Here is a 16,105-nt window from a genome sequence, read left to right as displayed (position 1 = left end):
TTTCCCTGGTGATCGTGTGATGTCGTTTTCACTCCTTACTCTGCCGCGTCTCGACGATTGCTGTCGTGGTTTTTTTGATGAAGTGCGGCGAGAATCTTTTCAGGCGTAGCGGGCATCGAGGTGATGCGCACGCCGACGGCATCGTAAATGGCATTGAGAATCGCTGGCGCTGTCGGCACCAAGGCCGGCTCGCCGATGCCCTTGGCGCCCAGGGGGCTCAGGGGATCTGGATCCTCGATGATGATGGAATTGATGCGTGGCACATCCAGCGAGGTGGGCAGGATATACTTGGCGAAACTGTCGGTGGAGCTATGGCCCTCGTTGAGCTTGTAGTCCTCCATCAGCGCTTGGCCCAATCCTTGGACCACGGCGCCTTCGATCTGACCTTCGACACCGCGCGGGTTGACCGCCCGGCCCACGTCGTGGGCGGCCCAAATGCCCAGCACCTGCACCTCGCCGGTCACCCGGTCCACTTCCACCTCGGCCACCTGACAGCCGAATACGTAGGCCTGCCAGGGTTTTCCCGATCCATTCACCGGGTCGAGGCCGGTGTGGTGGGCGGTATAGTTGCCCGAGCCCACGGGCACGAAGCCCCGCTGAGCCTTACAGACATGGACCGCTTCGGCCATGGTCATGCGCAGGTTGGTCTCGCGGGCCCAGATCTGGCCGTTGGCGGCTTCGATCTGGCTGGGCTCCACGTCCCAATGGGCCGCCATCTCGCGGTCGAATTTATCGCGTGCATCACGGCAGGCCATGGCCACCGCGTTGGCGATCATATAGGTCTGGCGCGTCGCCCCGGCATGGGCGGCTTCCGGCGAACGGGCGGTATCGTTGTCGCCCAGGGTGATGTCTTCAGGGTGAATGCCCAGTTCTTCCGCCGCCACTTGGGCCAGCACGGTGAGAATGCCCTCGCCGATCTCGGTCACGCCGGTGACCACCTTGGCGGTGCCGCCATCATCCAGTTCGACCCAGGCCCCGGCCCGGTCCATGGCCGCCGTGCGGGCGATACCATACCAAGACGCCGCCATGCCGCGCCCCCGGGCCTTGCCCCTGTCGCTCCCTGCGCGCGACACCAAACGGGCGCCAAGAGTGCAGGGCGCGCGCAGGTCTGACCGTCCCAGGTCCCCGCGCGTCTCACCGCGCGAAACCGGCGCGCCGTCTTCCCAACCCGATCCGTCATGGGCCGCCTCCAGCACCCGCGCGGCGCTGGTTGACTCAAGCGGCTGTTGGGTATGGGTGGTGTCGCCGCCTTTCAGGGCATTGATGCGGCGGATCTCGAACGGGTCCAGCCCCAGTTTCGCGGCACAGATATCCAGGTGGGTCTCGGTGGCGAATTGGCTCTGCATGGCTCCAAAGGTACGGAAGGCCCCGCTGGGGGTGTTGTTGGTATAGGCCCCATAGGTATCAATGCGCACGTTTGGGATGTCATAGGGGCCCGGTCCGAGGATGGCCATCTTGCGCATGACCCCTTCGGTGGACATGCCATAGGCCCCGCCATCGCAGACCGACTTGATCTGGCTGGCAACGATCCGCCCGTTGTTTTTCAGGCCCATCTTGTAGGAGATGCGAGCCGGATGGCGCTTGGAAGTCGAGATAATGGATTCTTCGCGGGTAAAGACCAAGCGGACCGGACGTCCGGTCTTCATGGCCAACAGGGCCAACATGCCCTGATAGATCATATCTTCCTTGCCGCCGAACCCACCGCCCACCGGACTCATGATCATGCGGATTTTATTGATCGGCAGGTCCAGAATATCCGACAGCATATGGCGGTGATGGGTGATGTTCTGGCTGGGTGACTGGATAGTCACTACGCCATCCGCATCCACATAAGCCAATCCGGCTTCCGGCTCCAGATAGGCATGCTCCACGGCCTGAGTTTCATAGGTGTTCTCGACGACCACGTCGGCCTCGGCAAAGCCTTTTTCAGGATCGCCTTTGCATATGGGGATATGTTTGACCAGGTTGTCCGGCGCGCGGTCGTGCAGCACCGGTGCCCCCGGTTTTAGGGCCTCCTCGGCATGGAAAACGGCTGGCAGATCTTCGTAAGTCACGTCGATCAGGCGGAGAGCCTGCTTGGCGGTTTCCAGGTCCTCGGCGGCCACGGCGGCCACCGCCTCGCCCACGTAGCGGACCTTGTCGCGGGCCATGATCGGCTGGTCATGGACGAACACCCCGAAACCGTCGACCCCCGGCACGTCGGCGGAGGTGATCACCGCCTCGACCCCATCCAGGGCCTCGGCGGCGCGGGTATCAAGGGTGACGATTTTCGCATGGGCCCGGGGACTGCGCAGGACCTGCACATGCAGCATGTTGGGCATCACCATGTCACCGGCATATTTGAGCGCGCCCGAAACCTTGCCCGGTGCATCAATGCGGCGCACGTTGCTGCCGATGAAGCTGTCGCCATGGTCCTCGGCGTCCAGAGCGCTGGCGGGCAGGGCCCCATTCATCACATCGCGGGCCAATTCCACCGCCTCGACAATCTTCTGATAGCCGGTACAGCGACAGATATTCCCACCCATGCGTTCCTTGATCTCGGCCTGATCGGCGTGGGGGTTGGCGCGCAGGGTCGCCGTTGCCGCCATCACCATGCCGGGAATGCAATAGCCGCATTGGCTGGCGCCGGTTTTGTAAAAGGCCTTTTGAACCGGGGTGAGGTCGCCGGGCCCGGCGAGCCCCTCGACCGTCTGTACCTTGACCCCTTGCGCCTTGGCCACCGGCAACAGGCAGGCTTTCATCAGGCTGCCATCGACGAACACCGAACAGGTGCCGCATTCCCCGGCGCCACATCCTTCCTTGGTGCCGGTCAGATGCAATTCATCGCGCAGGAAGTCGATCAGCCGCCAATGGGCCTTGGCCAGCCGTTTGATCTTGCGACCGTTGACGGTCAGTTCAACCAGGATCTCAGCCATGGGCCACCTTCATTTCATCTGCCAACACCACTCCGGCATCGGCCAGGGCATGCAAAATGGCGCGCTCGGTAAAGCCTTTGACCACCGCGCGGCGATAGTCGCGGCGGGTGCGCGAAGCGACCCGGTCCATGGGCATTTCGGCGGCTTGGGCAATAATATCGCCGGTAATCGGTTGGCCACGCAGGAAATCTTCCACGTCGTCCAGGCGCATGGGCACAGGACCCACACCACCCAGGGCCAATCGGATATCCTTGATCAACCGTCCATCCTCGAAGGGCTTGACGCAACAGCTGGCACAGGCGGTGGAGATGACCAGTGAGCGCCGCTGTCCGACTTTTTCGAACGCGCCACCGTAGCCCTTGGCCGTTTCGCACGAGATACCGGTGACCATTTCGCCGGGTTGCAAATCGGTCTGGCCGGGGCCGGTGATAAAGGTCGCCACCGGAACCGAGCGCCGCGCGATGCCGTCGCCTTCCAATCGGGCCAGTTCCACCGTGGCATTCAAGGCCACCAGTGGCGGTACGCCATCGGCGGCGGGGGAGGCATTGACCACATTTCCAGCCAGGGTGGCCTGCCTGCGAATCTGGTCATCGGCGAACCAGACCGCACAGAACCGCATATGCGGTAGAAGCGCCGCCAGCTCCGGATCATCGAGGAATTGCTCGAACACTACGTTGGCACCCAAACTCACGCGTCCATCGGCGAGTACCTGGTATCCGTCATGCTCGGGGATGCCGGATACATCGACAATGGTTGGCACATGGGCATCCCCCGCCAGGTCGCCGGCCCGGCCTTGACGGGCCCAGGGCAGGGTATCGGTGGCCCCAGCCAGCAGGCGACTCCCTTGCGGCGCACCGGACCAGGCCTGCAAGGCTTCGTGCAGGGTCTTGGGGGTCAGATATTGGTCGCAAGAGAGCATGGACGTTACTCCGCCGCTGCTTGTTGGGCGTTGGCGTAGTTGTTTTTCACTACCACCTTGATGGCATCGTCCACCCGGTCCTTGGCGTGACGGATGGCTTCCGGCAGGTCATCCATGTCGAAGGTATGCGTATGGATCAAGGTGGCGTCGAAGCGCTTTTGCTCCATGAAAGCCGCCGCCCGGTGGGTGCCGCTCTTGCCTTCGCCGCGGATGGCATAGATGTAGATGTTGTTGCGCACCAGATGGGCGATATCCACCGCCACCGGCTCGCCGGGGAAGGCCTGTAGACAAATCTTGCCGCCCCGGTTGACCATGCGGGCGGCGTCGTTGACACCGGTGGTGCCGCCGGAACATTCCAGCACATAGTCGACACCGACGCCGTGGGTGTATTCGTGGACCTTCTCCACGGCGTCTTCATTGCGGACGTTGATCACATGGTCGGCGCCCAATTGTTTGCCCATGTCCAGGCGGTTGTCGCGGGTGCCGGTCAGGATCACCGGCTGCGCGCCCAGGGCCTTGGCCACGGCGACGCCCAACAGGCCAATGGGACCCGGGCCGATCACGGCAACACTCTCGCCCGCCACCAGGCCGCCCAGCTCGGTCAGGCCATACATGGAGGTACCCGCCGTCACCACCAGGGTGGCTTCCTCGTCGGACATGGTGTCGGGCACATGGACCAGGGTGTTGATGTGGTTCACAGCATATTCGCAGAAGCCGCCGTCGGTGGAGAAACCGTTGGCCCGGTGGCCCTTGTCCACGTCGCCATAGTTTTTGCCGTAGTTGTGGCAGGAGGTGTACATGCCTTCGCGGCAGCGCTTGCACTGGCCACAGCCCGCATGGATTTCCACTGTCACCCGGTCGCCGATGGCATATTCATCGACCCCCGGGCCGAGGGCCACGACGGTGCCCATATATTCATGACCAGGGGTAAAGTTCATATTGAATGGCTGTTGGCCCTCGATCAGCGCCGGAGGGCCCTTGTAAATGATTTCCAGATCGGTGCCGCAGACGGCAATGGCATCAATGCGTACCAGAACCTCGGCCTTGCTCGGGGACGGGACCGGCTTTTCGGTCTTGCGCAGTTGGCCGGGATCATCGAGCACCCAGGCTTTCTGAGTCTCGGGAACGGGAAAATCCGGGCTGGTCTTCACATTATCGGGCATAGCCATGCCGCAGCACTCCTTGTTTTGCTCGTTATTTACCTAGGGTCGGCAGGGGTCGGCTGGTCCGCCCCTTCCAAGCTGTCCGAGATGGCCCGAGCCGTCTCCACCACATCGGTTTCGACGGATCTCAGATAGTCCTTGTCGGCCCGCATGGTCGGCAGGGAACAACTGAACGACCCGATCACCGCGCCCGTATGGTCGCGGATGGCGGCGCCGATGCAGATCACGCCGGGCTGGAATTCTTCGCGATCGACGGAAAAACCGTTGCGCCGCACCAGGCGTCGCTCCTCGGTCAGGGTCTCGCGGTCGGTGATGGTCTGGTCGGTATAAGACGGCAAGCCGGTACGGTCGATGATCCGATCCACCTCGCGCTCCGGCAGCCAGGCCAGGATGGCCTTGCCGGTGGCGGTGGCATGAAAGGCCCGGGACTTGCTGCCGGGGCCCGATACCACGCGCACGGCATGATGGGATTCCAATCGGGCGATGGTCACCAACTCGTCCCCGTGCAGGGTGGCCAGGTGGACCGTCTCGCCGGTGCGCCCGTTCAGGTCGCGCAAATGGGACATGGCGACATCGGCCAAATCGAACTGCCGCATGCGCGAGCCGCTCAGTTCCGACACCATGTTGCCAAGGAAATAGGCCCGATCCTTACCGGACTGGGTTACATAGCCCCGGTCCATCAGGGTGCTCAGAAGATGATGGCAGGTGCTGACATTCAGCTCCAGGGTCTTGGAGATATCATTGAGGCGGGCGCCGCCATGGGCCTCGGCCAAGAGTTCGAGCAGTGACAGGGCCCGTTCCACCGATTGGATCTTGCGACGCGCGGGCGGACCCGGGTCGTTCGTCCCCACCGGGATCACGTCTGGTTTCACAGCCGTTGGCTTCAAATGAATCATCCCACAGCAACGCCGCCTTTGTTCAGGCATGGGCGCTTCTTTTCGAGCGCTCTCAGGTCACGGGAAAGGGTAACGCCAACGAAGGAGATTTTGCAATGGGAAAAACAATTTTCACATTATCAAATTCTAATGGTCCTCTGATTGCTTTAGATCTGCCGGTCGATCCACGTCGATCACAATGCCGGGATCATCCACGGGGACCTCGACCACATGCTCGGCGAATCGGGTGATCAGATGGCGGGCACCCACGTCGCCGGACAGTTCCATGATGTCGGGGAAGAAGGGGCGCGGCCAAAGCACCGGGTTCCCCCGGCGTCCTTGGAAGGTGGGCAGGCAGATATCCCGGCCTTCGCGTTCGGTGAAGCGCGCCATCAAGGCATCAATGGTGTGGGGGCGCAGGCGCGGCATATCCCCCAGCATGACCAGCACGCCGCCGCCATCGGTTGGCAGCGCCCGAACCCCCGCCTTCAGGGAGGTGCTGAGGCCTTCCATGAAACGCGGGTTGTGGATAAACCGAAGATCCATGTCCGCCACGGCGGCGCGCACCCGATCCGCTTCGAACCCGGTCACCACCAGGATCTCTTCGATGCGGGATTTCTGGAGTGTCTCCAATCCGTGACGCAGCAAGGGTCGCCCATCCATCGGCGCCACCAGCTTGTTGATCTCGCCCATGCGTCGCGAAGACCCCGCCGCCAGGACCAAGGCGGTGACGGCCAGGGTGGATGTCTCCGCAGGCTCGTGCCGGATGCGCGGATCGGGCCGCTCGGGGATGTCTTTCAGCAGCCCTCCCACGCCCATGCCCAACAGGACCTCGGCGGAGAGATCCAGTCGGCTCAATAATCGAGGCAGGATCAGGTCCACCCCATTCAGACTGGGAGAACGGGCGCAGCCGGGCAAGCCGATCACGGGAACGTCCTCCAAACGCCCGGCAGCCAGCAAATTGCCGGGGTCGAGCGGCACGCCGAACAGATCCAGGATCGCGCCAGAGGCTTCAATGGCGGCGGGCACCACATCGCCTCGGTCCACCGCCGACGCCCCACCGAGGATCAAGATCAACTGGGCGCCATCGCGCTGACAGTCGCCGATGGCCTCGGCCACCGCTACGACGTCATGAGGTGTTTGGACCTGGCGGTACAGGTGGCTGCCGTATGTTTCGACCCGCCCGGAAATGGCCGAGGCGGCCTTGTTCACCAGACTTGCCTTGGTGCCTTGAATCTCGGTCAGGATCAGTCCCACCCGCAGCGGTTGGAACGGATGGACCATCATCGCCCGCCCCGCATCCAGTCGCGCGCAGAGGGTGGTGACGTCGGCCTCGGCGACGGCATAGGGAATGACCTTGACCGTCGCTACCACCTGTCCGGCCCCCACCACCCGGTCGGGCGCAAGGGTGGAGATGACCACGCCCGTGTTCAGCCGATTGACCGCGTCGATGGTTGCCCCATCCACCTGGCAAAGACCATGCCGGGCGGCCAAAACATTACAGCGTCCGGCCTGAGATGGCGCCAGGCTCAGCCCCGCTCCGGCCAAGGCCCGGGCGACCGCTTCGGCGGCGGCGTTCTCACGCATGTCTCCTGGGTCCAACCGGGCGGCGCCAACATGGGTCAATCCTGCTTTTTCAAGCCGTGATATATCCTCCTTGGACAGCAAGCGGCCTTTCTTGAACGAAAAGTCAATAAGGCGTAGGGAATGGGCCAGGATCAACCCTTCGGCCTCGGCCAGGGGAAAGGAACCGAATTTCATCTGCGCGGATCCTTGCCCCGCCGGGCGGCGATAACCTCGGCCAGGATGGAGATGGCGATTTCCTCTGGCGACCGGGCACCGATATCCAGGCCAATGGGCCCATGCAGCCGATCCAAGGCCGCTTCATCGAACCCGGCATTTTGCAAGCGTTGACGTCGTTTGGCATGGGTTTTCCGGCTGCCCAGACAGCCGATATAGAACGCCTGAGAATCCAGCGCCCCTTTCAAGGTCGGGTCATCGAGCATGGGGTCATGGGCCAGGGCCACCACGGCGGTTCGGTCATCCAAGTCCAGGTCTTTCAAGGCCGCCTCGGGTCGGTCGGTGCGGACGGCAACCCCCGGTAACCGGTCGGCACGGGCAAAGGCGGGGCGGGGATCGACGACGATGGTCTCGAACCCGATCGAGGCGGCGATGGGGGCCAGAGCCTGCGCGATATGCACCGCCCCGACGACGATCAGTCGCGGCTGTTTCGAATAGGAAACCGCCATCAAATCCCGCTCCTCATCGGGCAACAGGCCACAGCGATCCTGCCGCAACAGATCCATGGCAGCGGAGCGGTTGCCCTCGGAAAGGGTGAGCAATCCCGCCGCGGTCTCTTCGTCGAGAGTCGCCCAAGCGCCACTGCCAAGGTCGACCACCCGCACGAGCGGCCGGGCTGTAATCAACCGATCCAGCAAGCTGGGCTCGTCCAACCTTTCCAAGAAAATCTTGATGGTGCCGCCGCAGGCCAATCGGACCTCTTGGGCCTGCTCCGTGCTGACTCCGTAGGACAAGGATTGCGGGGCCCCTTCGGCGATCACCTCCAAGGCTTCGGAAACCAGGATATTCTCGATACAGCCGCCGGACACCGAGCCGGCAAAGGCGCCCCGGTCGTTGATCACCATATGGCTGCCCACCGGGCGCGGCGCCGAGCCCCAGGTTTCCACCACCGTTGCCAAGGCGATATTGATTCCCTGTTGGATCCAGGTTCGCGCCGTGACCAGTGGATCTTCCGTGGGTTCCATGTCCCATAACTCCCGTTGCCTTTCCCCCTATCCTTGGGCGCGGGGAGCAAGCCGTCAAGGCAATCGGCGCTCGCGGCGGCTTGTCGCGGGTGATACACAGGTCTAGTTCCCGCCCTCTTCGATCGGACCCGGCATGACAGCAGACCTCCGCAAAGCCTGGATTCTCATGGGAGTCGCGGTGTTCTTCTGGGGCATCAACTGGCCGATCATGAAACTCGGCATGGATCATATCGGTCCTTTGTGGTTCGCCGCCTATCGGGTTTTGCTGGGTGGGGCAGCCTTGTTCGCGATTCTGGCGCTGCAAGGGAGACTGAGCTTTCCAACCCGCTCGGAACTGCCGGTATTGCTGAGTGTCGGGTTGGTGCAGATTGGCGGCTGCATCGCCTTGTTGCATTCCTCGCTTTTATTCGTTGATCCGGGCCGGGCCGCCGTGTTGGCCTATACCACGCCCATCTGGGCCGCTCCCTTGGCCGCGCTGTTTCTGGCCGAAGTCCTGACGTGGCGCAAAATACTCGGGGTTGGGTTGGGCATGGCGGGCATTGCCCTGCTTTTCAATCCGCTAACCTTTCCCTGGGGCTGGAACGGCGACACTCTGGGCAACGGCATGTTGTTGGTCTCGGCCTTGCTGTGGGCCGGGGTGATCGTGCATATCCGGTCCCATGGCTGGAAGCGTCCCCACCTTTCCTTGCTGCCCTGGCAATTGCTGATCGGCGGCGTTTTCCTGGCCGGGATTTCATTCGTGGGTGAAGGCGCGCCGGTTCTGCCGCTGGATGGATCCCTCCCTTGGATCCTGCTCTACAACGGCCTGATCGCCACGGCTTTGTGCTTTTGGTGCTACATCGGCGCGGCGCGGGTGCTGCCTGCCACCATCACCGCCATTGCTTCCCAGGGGATTCCCGTGGTCGGGCTTTCTTCCTCCGCCTGGGTGCTGGGGGAAGGTATAACGGTTATACTGGTCGGCGGTTTGGTTTTGATCGTGGCGGGGATTACCGTGAGTTCCACCCATCCGAGACAAACCAAGGTCTAACAGGCTGCTGAAAAAGTCCGATTTCGAGCCTGTGGCGACACATGCTTCGACAAGCTCAGCATGAGGACCTTTGAACCTTCAACATGTTAGCCTCACCCTGAGCTTGTCGAAGGGCGAGGCGGGCCGTAGGACAACACTTTTTCAGTAGCCTGTTAGAGACGGATTCAAAAGTATTCCTTTGATCTCGAGGGCGTATATTTCCGCTCTGGCGGCGTCAAGACCTCCTAACGGGGCGCCGCCCCGTGTCGTCGGCCTTTCCTGGCCAGATCAAAAATCTACTGCCTTGATATCTAAAGGATACTTTTAAATCCGCCTCTTAGAGCCTTTCGCGCTTCATATGACCCCTTCTGACCGAATCATTTTGGCTCAGGGGCAGGCGTAGCGCGCAGGGCGTAGCGGGCGCGCGCGAACGCTCCCCTTAGGCAAAAGGATCGGCCCGCAGGGTGGTCTCCAGTGGCCTCCGGTGGCCGCCCGCAGCGTCAAGCTCCCTCACCGATGCGCCGCATCGCTTTCGGGACCTTTCCTGGCGTTTCGACTCACCGGAGACCATCAAAATGGGTCATATTAATCGCGAAAGGCTTTAGATCACGTCTGATCTATCAAGGAGGAGGTGGCGCCATGCGGCCGACCGGCACGATATCCGAACTTTCAAAGATGCTCGGCGGCGATCTTTATGACGCCTCCGACCCGGAGTTGGTCGCCCTGCGTTTGCGGGCACGGCGGTTGACCCGGGCCTACAACCTCTCGGAACCCGATGCCATCGACGAGCGCCGCTTGTTGCTCAATGAGTTGTTGGGGGTCATGGGGGAAGGGACCTGGATCGAACCGCCATTCCACTGCGACTACGGCAGCCAAATATCCCTAGGGCGCGGGGTCTATATGAACTTCAATTGCATCATCCTGGATTGCAACCATGTGCGCATCGGCGACCAGACCCAGCTCGGCCCCAATGTCACCCTCTCGGCAGCCACTCACCCGTTGGACGCGGAGCAACGGGTGGCCGGACCGGAACTGGCCTATCCCATCACCATTGGCAACCGGGCCTGGATCGGCGCCGGAGCCATCATCGGCCCCGGGGTGACCATCGGCGAGGACACCACCATCGGCGCCGGCAGCGTCGTCATGAAGGACGTGCCGCCGGGTGTGGTGGCGGCGGGCAACCCATGTCGAGTGATCCGCGGCCTCTAGCGCGTGTCAGGTCCAATCGGACCCGCTAGACACGCGCGCCCTTATTGGAATCGATCACGTTTTTCGTGTTTGATCGAATCCGATCAAACACGACGTGATCTAGGTGAAGACCATTCGCTCCCGGTAGGGATGATCCGGGTCGATCACCGTCGAGGGGAACCCTGGCTGATTAGGGCTGTCGGGAAAATGCTGGGTTTCCAGGCATAATCCGGCATGTTTTTTGAAAGGCATGCCTTTCAGGTTATTGCCGCTATAGACCTGCACCCCCGGCTGGGTGGCGGCCACCCGCAGGCGTCGCCCCGACGCCGGATCTTCAACGTTGGCAGCGGGCCGCAGCTCACCGGGATGACCATCGACGACCAGGCAATGATCCACCCCCCCGGCCATCGTCAATTGTTGATCCTCTCTGGACAGGACCCCTCTCAGGCTTTGCGGGCGACGCAGATCCAATGCGCTCCCTTCCACTGAACGGATTTCGCCGGTGGGTAAGCAGGCCTCGTTGATGGGCAGGTACCGGCTCGCATGGACCTGTATCCGGTGATCCAGAACGCTGCCGCCACCAGCCAGATTGAAATAGGCATGGCAGGCCAAATTGACCAAGGTGGGCCGGTCGCTGTCGGCCTCCAGATCGAGGGTCAGCCGGTCCTCGGTGTACAGGCGATAGTGCGCCCTCACGGTTAGGGTTCCCGGATAGCCCTGATCTCCATGGGGCGAAAGCAAACCGAAGCGGACTCCTACATGATCTGATCGTTCAAAAACATCCGCCTCCCAGACGCGGCGATGAAAGCCGTCCGGGCCCCCATGCAGGTGGTTGGGGCTGTCATTGCGGGGCAGGAGGTAAGGGGTTCCCGCGAAGTTGAACCGCCCTTGGGCAATGCGATTGGCAAATCGTCCCACGATGACCCCCGTGAACTGGTCATCGTCCAGGTAGTCCTGGAAATCGTCAAAACCGAGAAGGATATTCCCCGCCTGCCCATCCCCGTCGGGCATGTGCCAAGCGACGAGGGCGGCGCCGAAATTAGTCAAGGTGATTCGCCAGCTTCCGCCCGCGTTCAGGTGGAACAGGTTGGCTTGTCCAAAAGGTTCGCGTCTGACCATCACAATGGGTCATATTAAACGCGAAAGGCTTTAGTAGGCCCCACGAATATGCTCCGCGATATCGCTGTCATAAAAGGCCGCGAGTTGCGCATGCAGGTCCGCGCCCAGTGGGGGCAGGTCGGAGGCCCGGGCATTGCTTAAGGCCTGTTCCGGACGGGTGGCGCCAGGAATCACCGTGCTCACGGCGTCATGGTCCAAAATCCAACGTAGCGCCATGTCTGCCAGGGACAGGCCCTCGGGCACCATGTCCTTCAGCCGATCGGCCAGTCGGACGCCCTTTTCGAACGGTAGGCCCGCGAAGGTCTCGCCCACGTTGAAGGCGGCGCCGTCACGGTTGAAAGTGCGGTGGTCGTCTTTGTCAAAGGTCTGATCGACGGTGAATTTTCCCGACAGCAACCCGCTGGCCATGGGTACCCGGGCAATGATCGCCACGCCCTTGGCCTTGGCCAGATCGAAAAGCTCGCGAGCCGGTTTCTGTCGAAACATGTTGAAGATCACCTGCAACGAGGTAACCCCCTCTTGCTCCAGGCAGATCAGCCCTTCTTCCACGGTCTCGACACTGACCCCGAAAGCCTTGATCTTGCCGTCCGTTTTCAGGCGTCGAAGGTGGTCGAACACGGCCCCGTCGCGTAATACCTCGGTGGGAATGCAATGCATCTGCGTGAGGTCCAGGGCCTCGACTCCGAGCCGCGTCAGCGAGGCTTCCACATGGGTTCGGAAGCTCTCGAAGGTAAAATTCTCCGGCCAGCCGGGCTCTGGAAAGCGGCCCAGCTTGGTGGCCACGAAAACAGGTTTGGAACAGCGGCTCAAGAACGTCCGGATCCGTTCTTCGCTTCGTCCCAGCCCATAGACATCGGCCGTATCAAAAAAGGAGATGCCGGCATCGCGTGCCGTATCCAAGATGGCCTGGGCTTGGCTATCCGAAACATCGCCCCATTCGGCGCCCAATTGCCATGTGCCAAGGCCGATTTCCGATATGGAAACGCCGGTGTCGCCAAAAGTTCTGTATCGCATCACACCCTCTTGTTTCTGGGTTCCCAGTCCGCGGGCAGTTGCCCCAGGATAATCAGGCTGAGAACATCGTCCTTGGTGACTTCGTCAATGGGATGCAGGCCGACGCTTTGGCCGTTTTTCATCACCATGACCCGATCGCACAGATCGAACACATCATGCATGTCGTGGCTGATCAGGAAGATGCCGATGCCTTCGGAGCGCAGTTGCTTGGTCAGATCGGCGACCATGGCGGTTTCGGATGGTCCCAAGGCGGCTGTCGGTTCATCCATGATCAAGATGCGGGCATCGAAATAGATCGCCCGACCAATGGCCACCACCTGGCGCTGGCCGCCGGACATGTTGATCACCGGATCATTGATGTTTTTGAAGTTGGGATTCAGCCGATAAAGGATTTCCCGCGCCTCGGCCTCCATGGAATCATCGTCCAACGTGCCCCATTTGGTGCGGATTTCCCGGCCCAGGAACAGGTTGGCCGGGGCGTTGAGGTTATCGGCCAGGGCCAGGGTCTGATAGATGGTCTCGATGCCGTACTTGCGGGCATCGCGCGGATTTCCGATCTCCGCCTTCTTGCCCTGCACCAAGATATCGCCTTCATCATGGGGCAGGGCGCCAGATAGCATGGACATCAAAACCGATTTGCCAGCGCCATTGTGGCCCAGCACGCCCACCACTTCACCCGGGTACAAATCGATGGAGACGTCTTTGACCGCGTGAACACCGCCGAAGCGTTTGTGGATGTTCTTGATCTCGACCAGAGGAGTCTTGTCCATTTCCATTCTCCTCAGCGCTGATTTTTTTTGTACATGGTGTCGAACCAGACGGCGAGAATCAGCACCAGTCCGATGATGACCTGCCGCATGGCGCTGGAGACCCCCATCAACACCATGCCGTTTTCCAGGCTCTGCATGATCACTGCGCCAAGAATCGCTCCGGCGATGGAGCCCACGCCGCCTGCCAGCGACGTGCCACCGATGACCGCCGCGGCGATCACCGAGAGTTCGGCCAGCATGCCCATGGAATTGGCCCCGGCGTTCAGCCGCGCGGTGGTGATCACGGCGGCAATGCCACAGAGAACGCCCATGATCATAAAGATCATCATGGTGGTCTTTTTGACGTCGATGCCGGACAATTCCGCCGCCCGGGGATTGCCGCCCATGGCGAACACATAGCGTCCGAAGCGGGTGATTTTGGAAATCAGGCTCATGCCCACCACCACGGCGATGAGAATCAGGACCGGCACCGGGATGCCGCGCGGGATATCGCTGCGGGGCTTGGTATAGGAATTCATCACCAAGACGAAGCCGACAATCAGCACCGCCCAGATGGCCACCATGACCCACTCGACCACCACGGGCTTGGTTGGGAATCCGTGTTTGAGGCGGCTCTGCCGGTTTTGCCAGGCTAAGAAAGCCACCAATCCGATGGCCACCAGCCCGAATATCCAGCTCCAGGTGGGGCCGATGGAACCATCAATACCGCCGCCAAGCAATTGATAGGTGGGATCCATGGGGGCGACGGTGCGACCGTCGGTGACCAGGAAGGCGCCACCGCGGAACATCAACAGCCCACCCAGGGTGACGACAAAAGCGGGAATGCCGCGATAGGCGACCCAATAGCCATTAAAGGCTCCGATGACTCCGCCCATGATCAAGCCCAGAATAATAGTGCTGGGCCAGTTCCAGGCGGTGCCGATGGGGAATACATCCACTTGCAGCCAGGCAATGATCATGCCGGTGAAACCCATCACCGAGCCCACCGACAAATCGATGTGACGGGCGACGATGACCAGCACCATGCCGGTGGCCATGATCCCCACCACGGAGCTTTGGACGGCCAGATTATACAGATTGCGCGCCGTCAAAAAGATACCGTCGGTCATCAGGTGCAGCCCGAACCAGACAGCCACAAGGACCGCGACCATGGCGACCATACGGGTGTCGATTTCGGCCATCTTCAGGAAGGAGGCCCAGGCCGGTTCGGCTTTGGGTTGGCCTGCTCCGCTTGATTCCGTCATGGCGGTTTCCTCCCAGTCATTGTTTTTTTGTTGGGCGCGGGGACGGCCAATGGCGCCCCGCGCCCAGATCAGCTATTCACCTCATTTGCAGGCGGCCGGGACATTCATGGTCACGCCTTGGCAGACCACGGCCTTGGAAACCCAACCCGCATCAATCACCAGGTTCAGTTTATCATGAGTCACCGGAACCGGCGGCAACAAGATGGCATCCATTTCGATACCCTTGGCACCCCCATTCCATTTGATCGAGCCGGGGACCATCTCACCCTTGGCCAAGTGCAAGGCGGCTGTACCGGCGGCCTTGCCCAGTTCGCGGGCATCCTTCCAGACCGAAACCGTCTGCCAACCACGCGCCACGCGGTTCAGGGCCGCGTGATCGCCGTCCTGGCCGGACACCGGAATGCCTTCCATGCCCTGCGACGTCAGCGCCGCCACCACGCCACCAGCGGTGCCGTCATTGGAGGCAACGACCGCGTCCACCTTGTTGTTATTGGCGGTCAGGATCTGTTCCATGTTGCGTTGGGCGTTCTCCGGCTTCCAGCCGTCGGTGTATTGTTCGCCGACGATTTTGATGTCACCCCGGGCAATGGCATCCTTGAGCACTTCAACTTGTCCGCCATGCAGGAAGTCCGCATTGGGATCAGTGGACGCTCCCTTGATAAAGACATAGTTGCCCTTGGGTTGCACCGCATAGACGGCCCGGGCCTGCATGCGGCCCACTTCGACGTTGTCGAAGGTCAGGTAGAACACGCCCGGCGCTTCGATCAGGCGGTCATAGCCGAGCACGGGAATACCCTCGGCTTGGGCCTTGGCGATGGCGGGCAAGACCGCATCGGAGTCCCAGGCCAGCACGATGAGCGCCTGGGCGCCCCGGGCGATCAGGCTCTCAACATCCGCCAATTGTTTCTCCGCCGAACCTCCGGCGTCGGAACTGATATATTTGGCGCCACCCGCCGATAGGGCGGATTTCATGGCGGCTTCATCGGTTTTCCAACGTTCTTCTTGGAAGTTGGACCAGCTGACGCCGACAATCAGGTCGGCGGCGGCGGCGATGCCCGTAAAGGCCACGGCTGTCGCCATGCCCAATAGGGCGGTGGAAAGCAGTTTCAGTCCTCTCATGATCTTAG

The 16,105-nt window shown here is 61.6% G+C and carries 13 protein-coding genes; 2 read left to right on the top strand and 11 right to left on the bottom strand.

Features of this window, described 5'->3' with window-relative positions; all coding sequences use genetic code 11:
* Window positions 1–35: 35 nt before the first annotated feature.
* The 6 genes from MGMAQ_RS15755 to MGMAQ_RS15730 form a co-directional block, all read right to left on the bottom strand.
* Window positions 36–2,915 carry a molybdopterin cofactor-binding domain-containing protein gene (locus MGMAQ_RS15755; protein WP_046022300.1) on the bottom strand — a complete coding sequence of 960 codons (2,880 nt, stop codon included), beginning with the start codon at window positions 2,913–2,915 and terminating at the stop codon, window positions 36–38.
* On the bottom strand, window positions 2,908–3,834 hold the full coding sequence (locus MGMAQ_RS15750) for a xanthine dehydrogenase family protein subunit M (protein ID WP_046022299.1): 927 nt from the start codon (window positions 3,832–3,834) through the stop codon (window positions 2,908–2,910). The genes MGMAQ_RS15755 and MGMAQ_RS15750 overlap by 8 nt, the downstream gene beginning before the upstream one ends.
* Window positions 3,835–3,839: 5 nt before the next feature.
* Window positions 3,840–5,003: a zinc-binding dehydrogenase gene (locus tag MGMAQ_RS15745; protein WP_046022298.1), complete on the bottom strand. Its 1,164-nt coding sequence runs from the start codon at window positions 5,001–5,003 to the stop codon at window positions 3,840–3,842.
* 29 nt (window positions 5,004–5,032) lie between these two features.
* The gene (locus MGMAQ_RS15740) at window positions 5,033–5,893 is read right to left on the bottom strand and encodes an IclR family transcriptional regulator (protein WP_052716460.1); all 861 of its coding nucleotides are present in this window, start codon (window positions 5,891–5,893) and stop codon (window positions 5,033–5,035) included.
* A 126-nt stretch (window positions 5,894–6,019) separates the two neighbouring features.
* Window positions 6,020–7,633, bottom strand: a complete 1,614-nt coding sequence (locus MGMAQ_RS15735) for an NTP transferase domain-containing protein (RefSeq protein WP_046022297.1) — start codon at window positions 7,631–7,633, stop codon at window positions 6,020–6,022.
* Complete coding sequence (locus MGMAQ_RS15730) at window positions 7,630–8,637, bottom strand: XdhC family protein (protein ID WP_046022296.1); 1,008 nt, start codon at window positions 8,635–8,637, stop codon at window positions 7,630–7,632. Before MGMAQ_RS15730 ends, MGMAQ_RS15735 begins: the two co-directional genes overlap by 4 nt.
* A gap of 133 nt (window positions 8,638–8,770) precedes the next feature.
* On the opposite strand from MGMAQ_RS15730, the gene MGMAQ_RS15725 reads away from it, so the two are divergent.
* Both MGMAQ_RS15725 and MGMAQ_RS15720 read left to right on the top strand, forming a co-directional pair.
* Complete coding sequence (locus tag MGMAQ_RS15725) at window positions 8,771–9,664, top strand: DMT family transporter (protein ID WP_046022295.1); 894 nt, start codon at window positions 8,771–8,773, stop codon at window positions 9,662–9,664.
* A gap of 618 nt (window positions 9,665–10,282) precedes the next feature.
* Window positions 10,283–10,852 (top strand): sugar O-acetyltransferase, encoded by a 570-nt coding sequence (locus MGMAQ_RS15720; RefSeq protein ID WP_046022294.1) that lies wholly within the window; start codon window positions 10,283–10,285, stop codon window positions 10,850–10,852.
* Window positions 10,853–10,951: 99 nt separating this feature from the next.
* On the opposite strand, the gene MGMAQ_RS15715 is transcribed toward MGMAQ_RS15720, so the two are convergent.
* The 5 genes from MGMAQ_RS15715 to xylF form a co-directional block, all read right to left on the bottom strand.
* Window positions 10,952–11,950, bottom strand: a complete 999-nt coding sequence (locus tag MGMAQ_RS15715; protein ID WP_046022293.1) for an aldose epimerase family protein — start codon at window positions 11,948–11,950, stop codon at window positions 10,952–10,954.
* Window positions 11,951–11,980: 30 nt separating this feature from the next.
* Window positions 11,981–12,964 carry an aldo/keto reductase gene (locus MGMAQ_RS15710; protein ID WP_046022292.1) on the bottom strand — a complete coding sequence of 328 codons (984 nt, stop codon included), beginning with the start codon at window positions 12,962–12,964 and terminating at the stop codon, window positions 11,981–11,983.
* Complete coding sequence (locus MGMAQ_RS15705) at window positions 12,964–13,734, bottom strand: ATP-binding cassette domain-containing protein (protein WP_252508644.1); 771 nt, start codon at window positions 13,732–13,734, stop codon at window positions 12,964–12,966. Before MGMAQ_RS15705 ends, MGMAQ_RS15710 begins: the two co-directional genes overlap by 1 nt.
* A gap of 11 nt (window positions 13,735–13,745) precedes the next feature.
* Entirely contained in the window at window positions 13,746–14,978 is a 1,233-nt protein-coding gene (locus tag MGMAQ_RS15700) for a sugar ABC transporter permease (protein ID WP_046022290.1), read from the bottom strand.
* 81 nt (window positions 14,979–15,059) lie between these two features.
* Window positions 15,060–16,097 carry a D-xylose ABC transporter substrate-binding protein gene (gene xylF / locus MGMAQ_RS15695; RefSeq protein WP_198409130.1) on the bottom strand — a complete coding sequence of 346 codons (1,038 nt, stop codon included), beginning with the start codon at window positions 16,095–16,097 and terminating at the stop codon, window positions 15,060–15,062.
* Window positions 16,098–16,105 lie beyond the last annotated feature (8 nt).

This window comes from Magnetospira sp. QH-2, from assembly GCF_000968135.1.
In the GTDB taxonomy this organism is placed as follows: domain Bacteria; phylum Pseudomonadota; class Alphaproteobacteria; order Rhodospirillales; family Magnetospiraceae; genus Magnetospira.
This window is presented reverse-complemented; position numbering and strand designations above follow the sequence as displayed.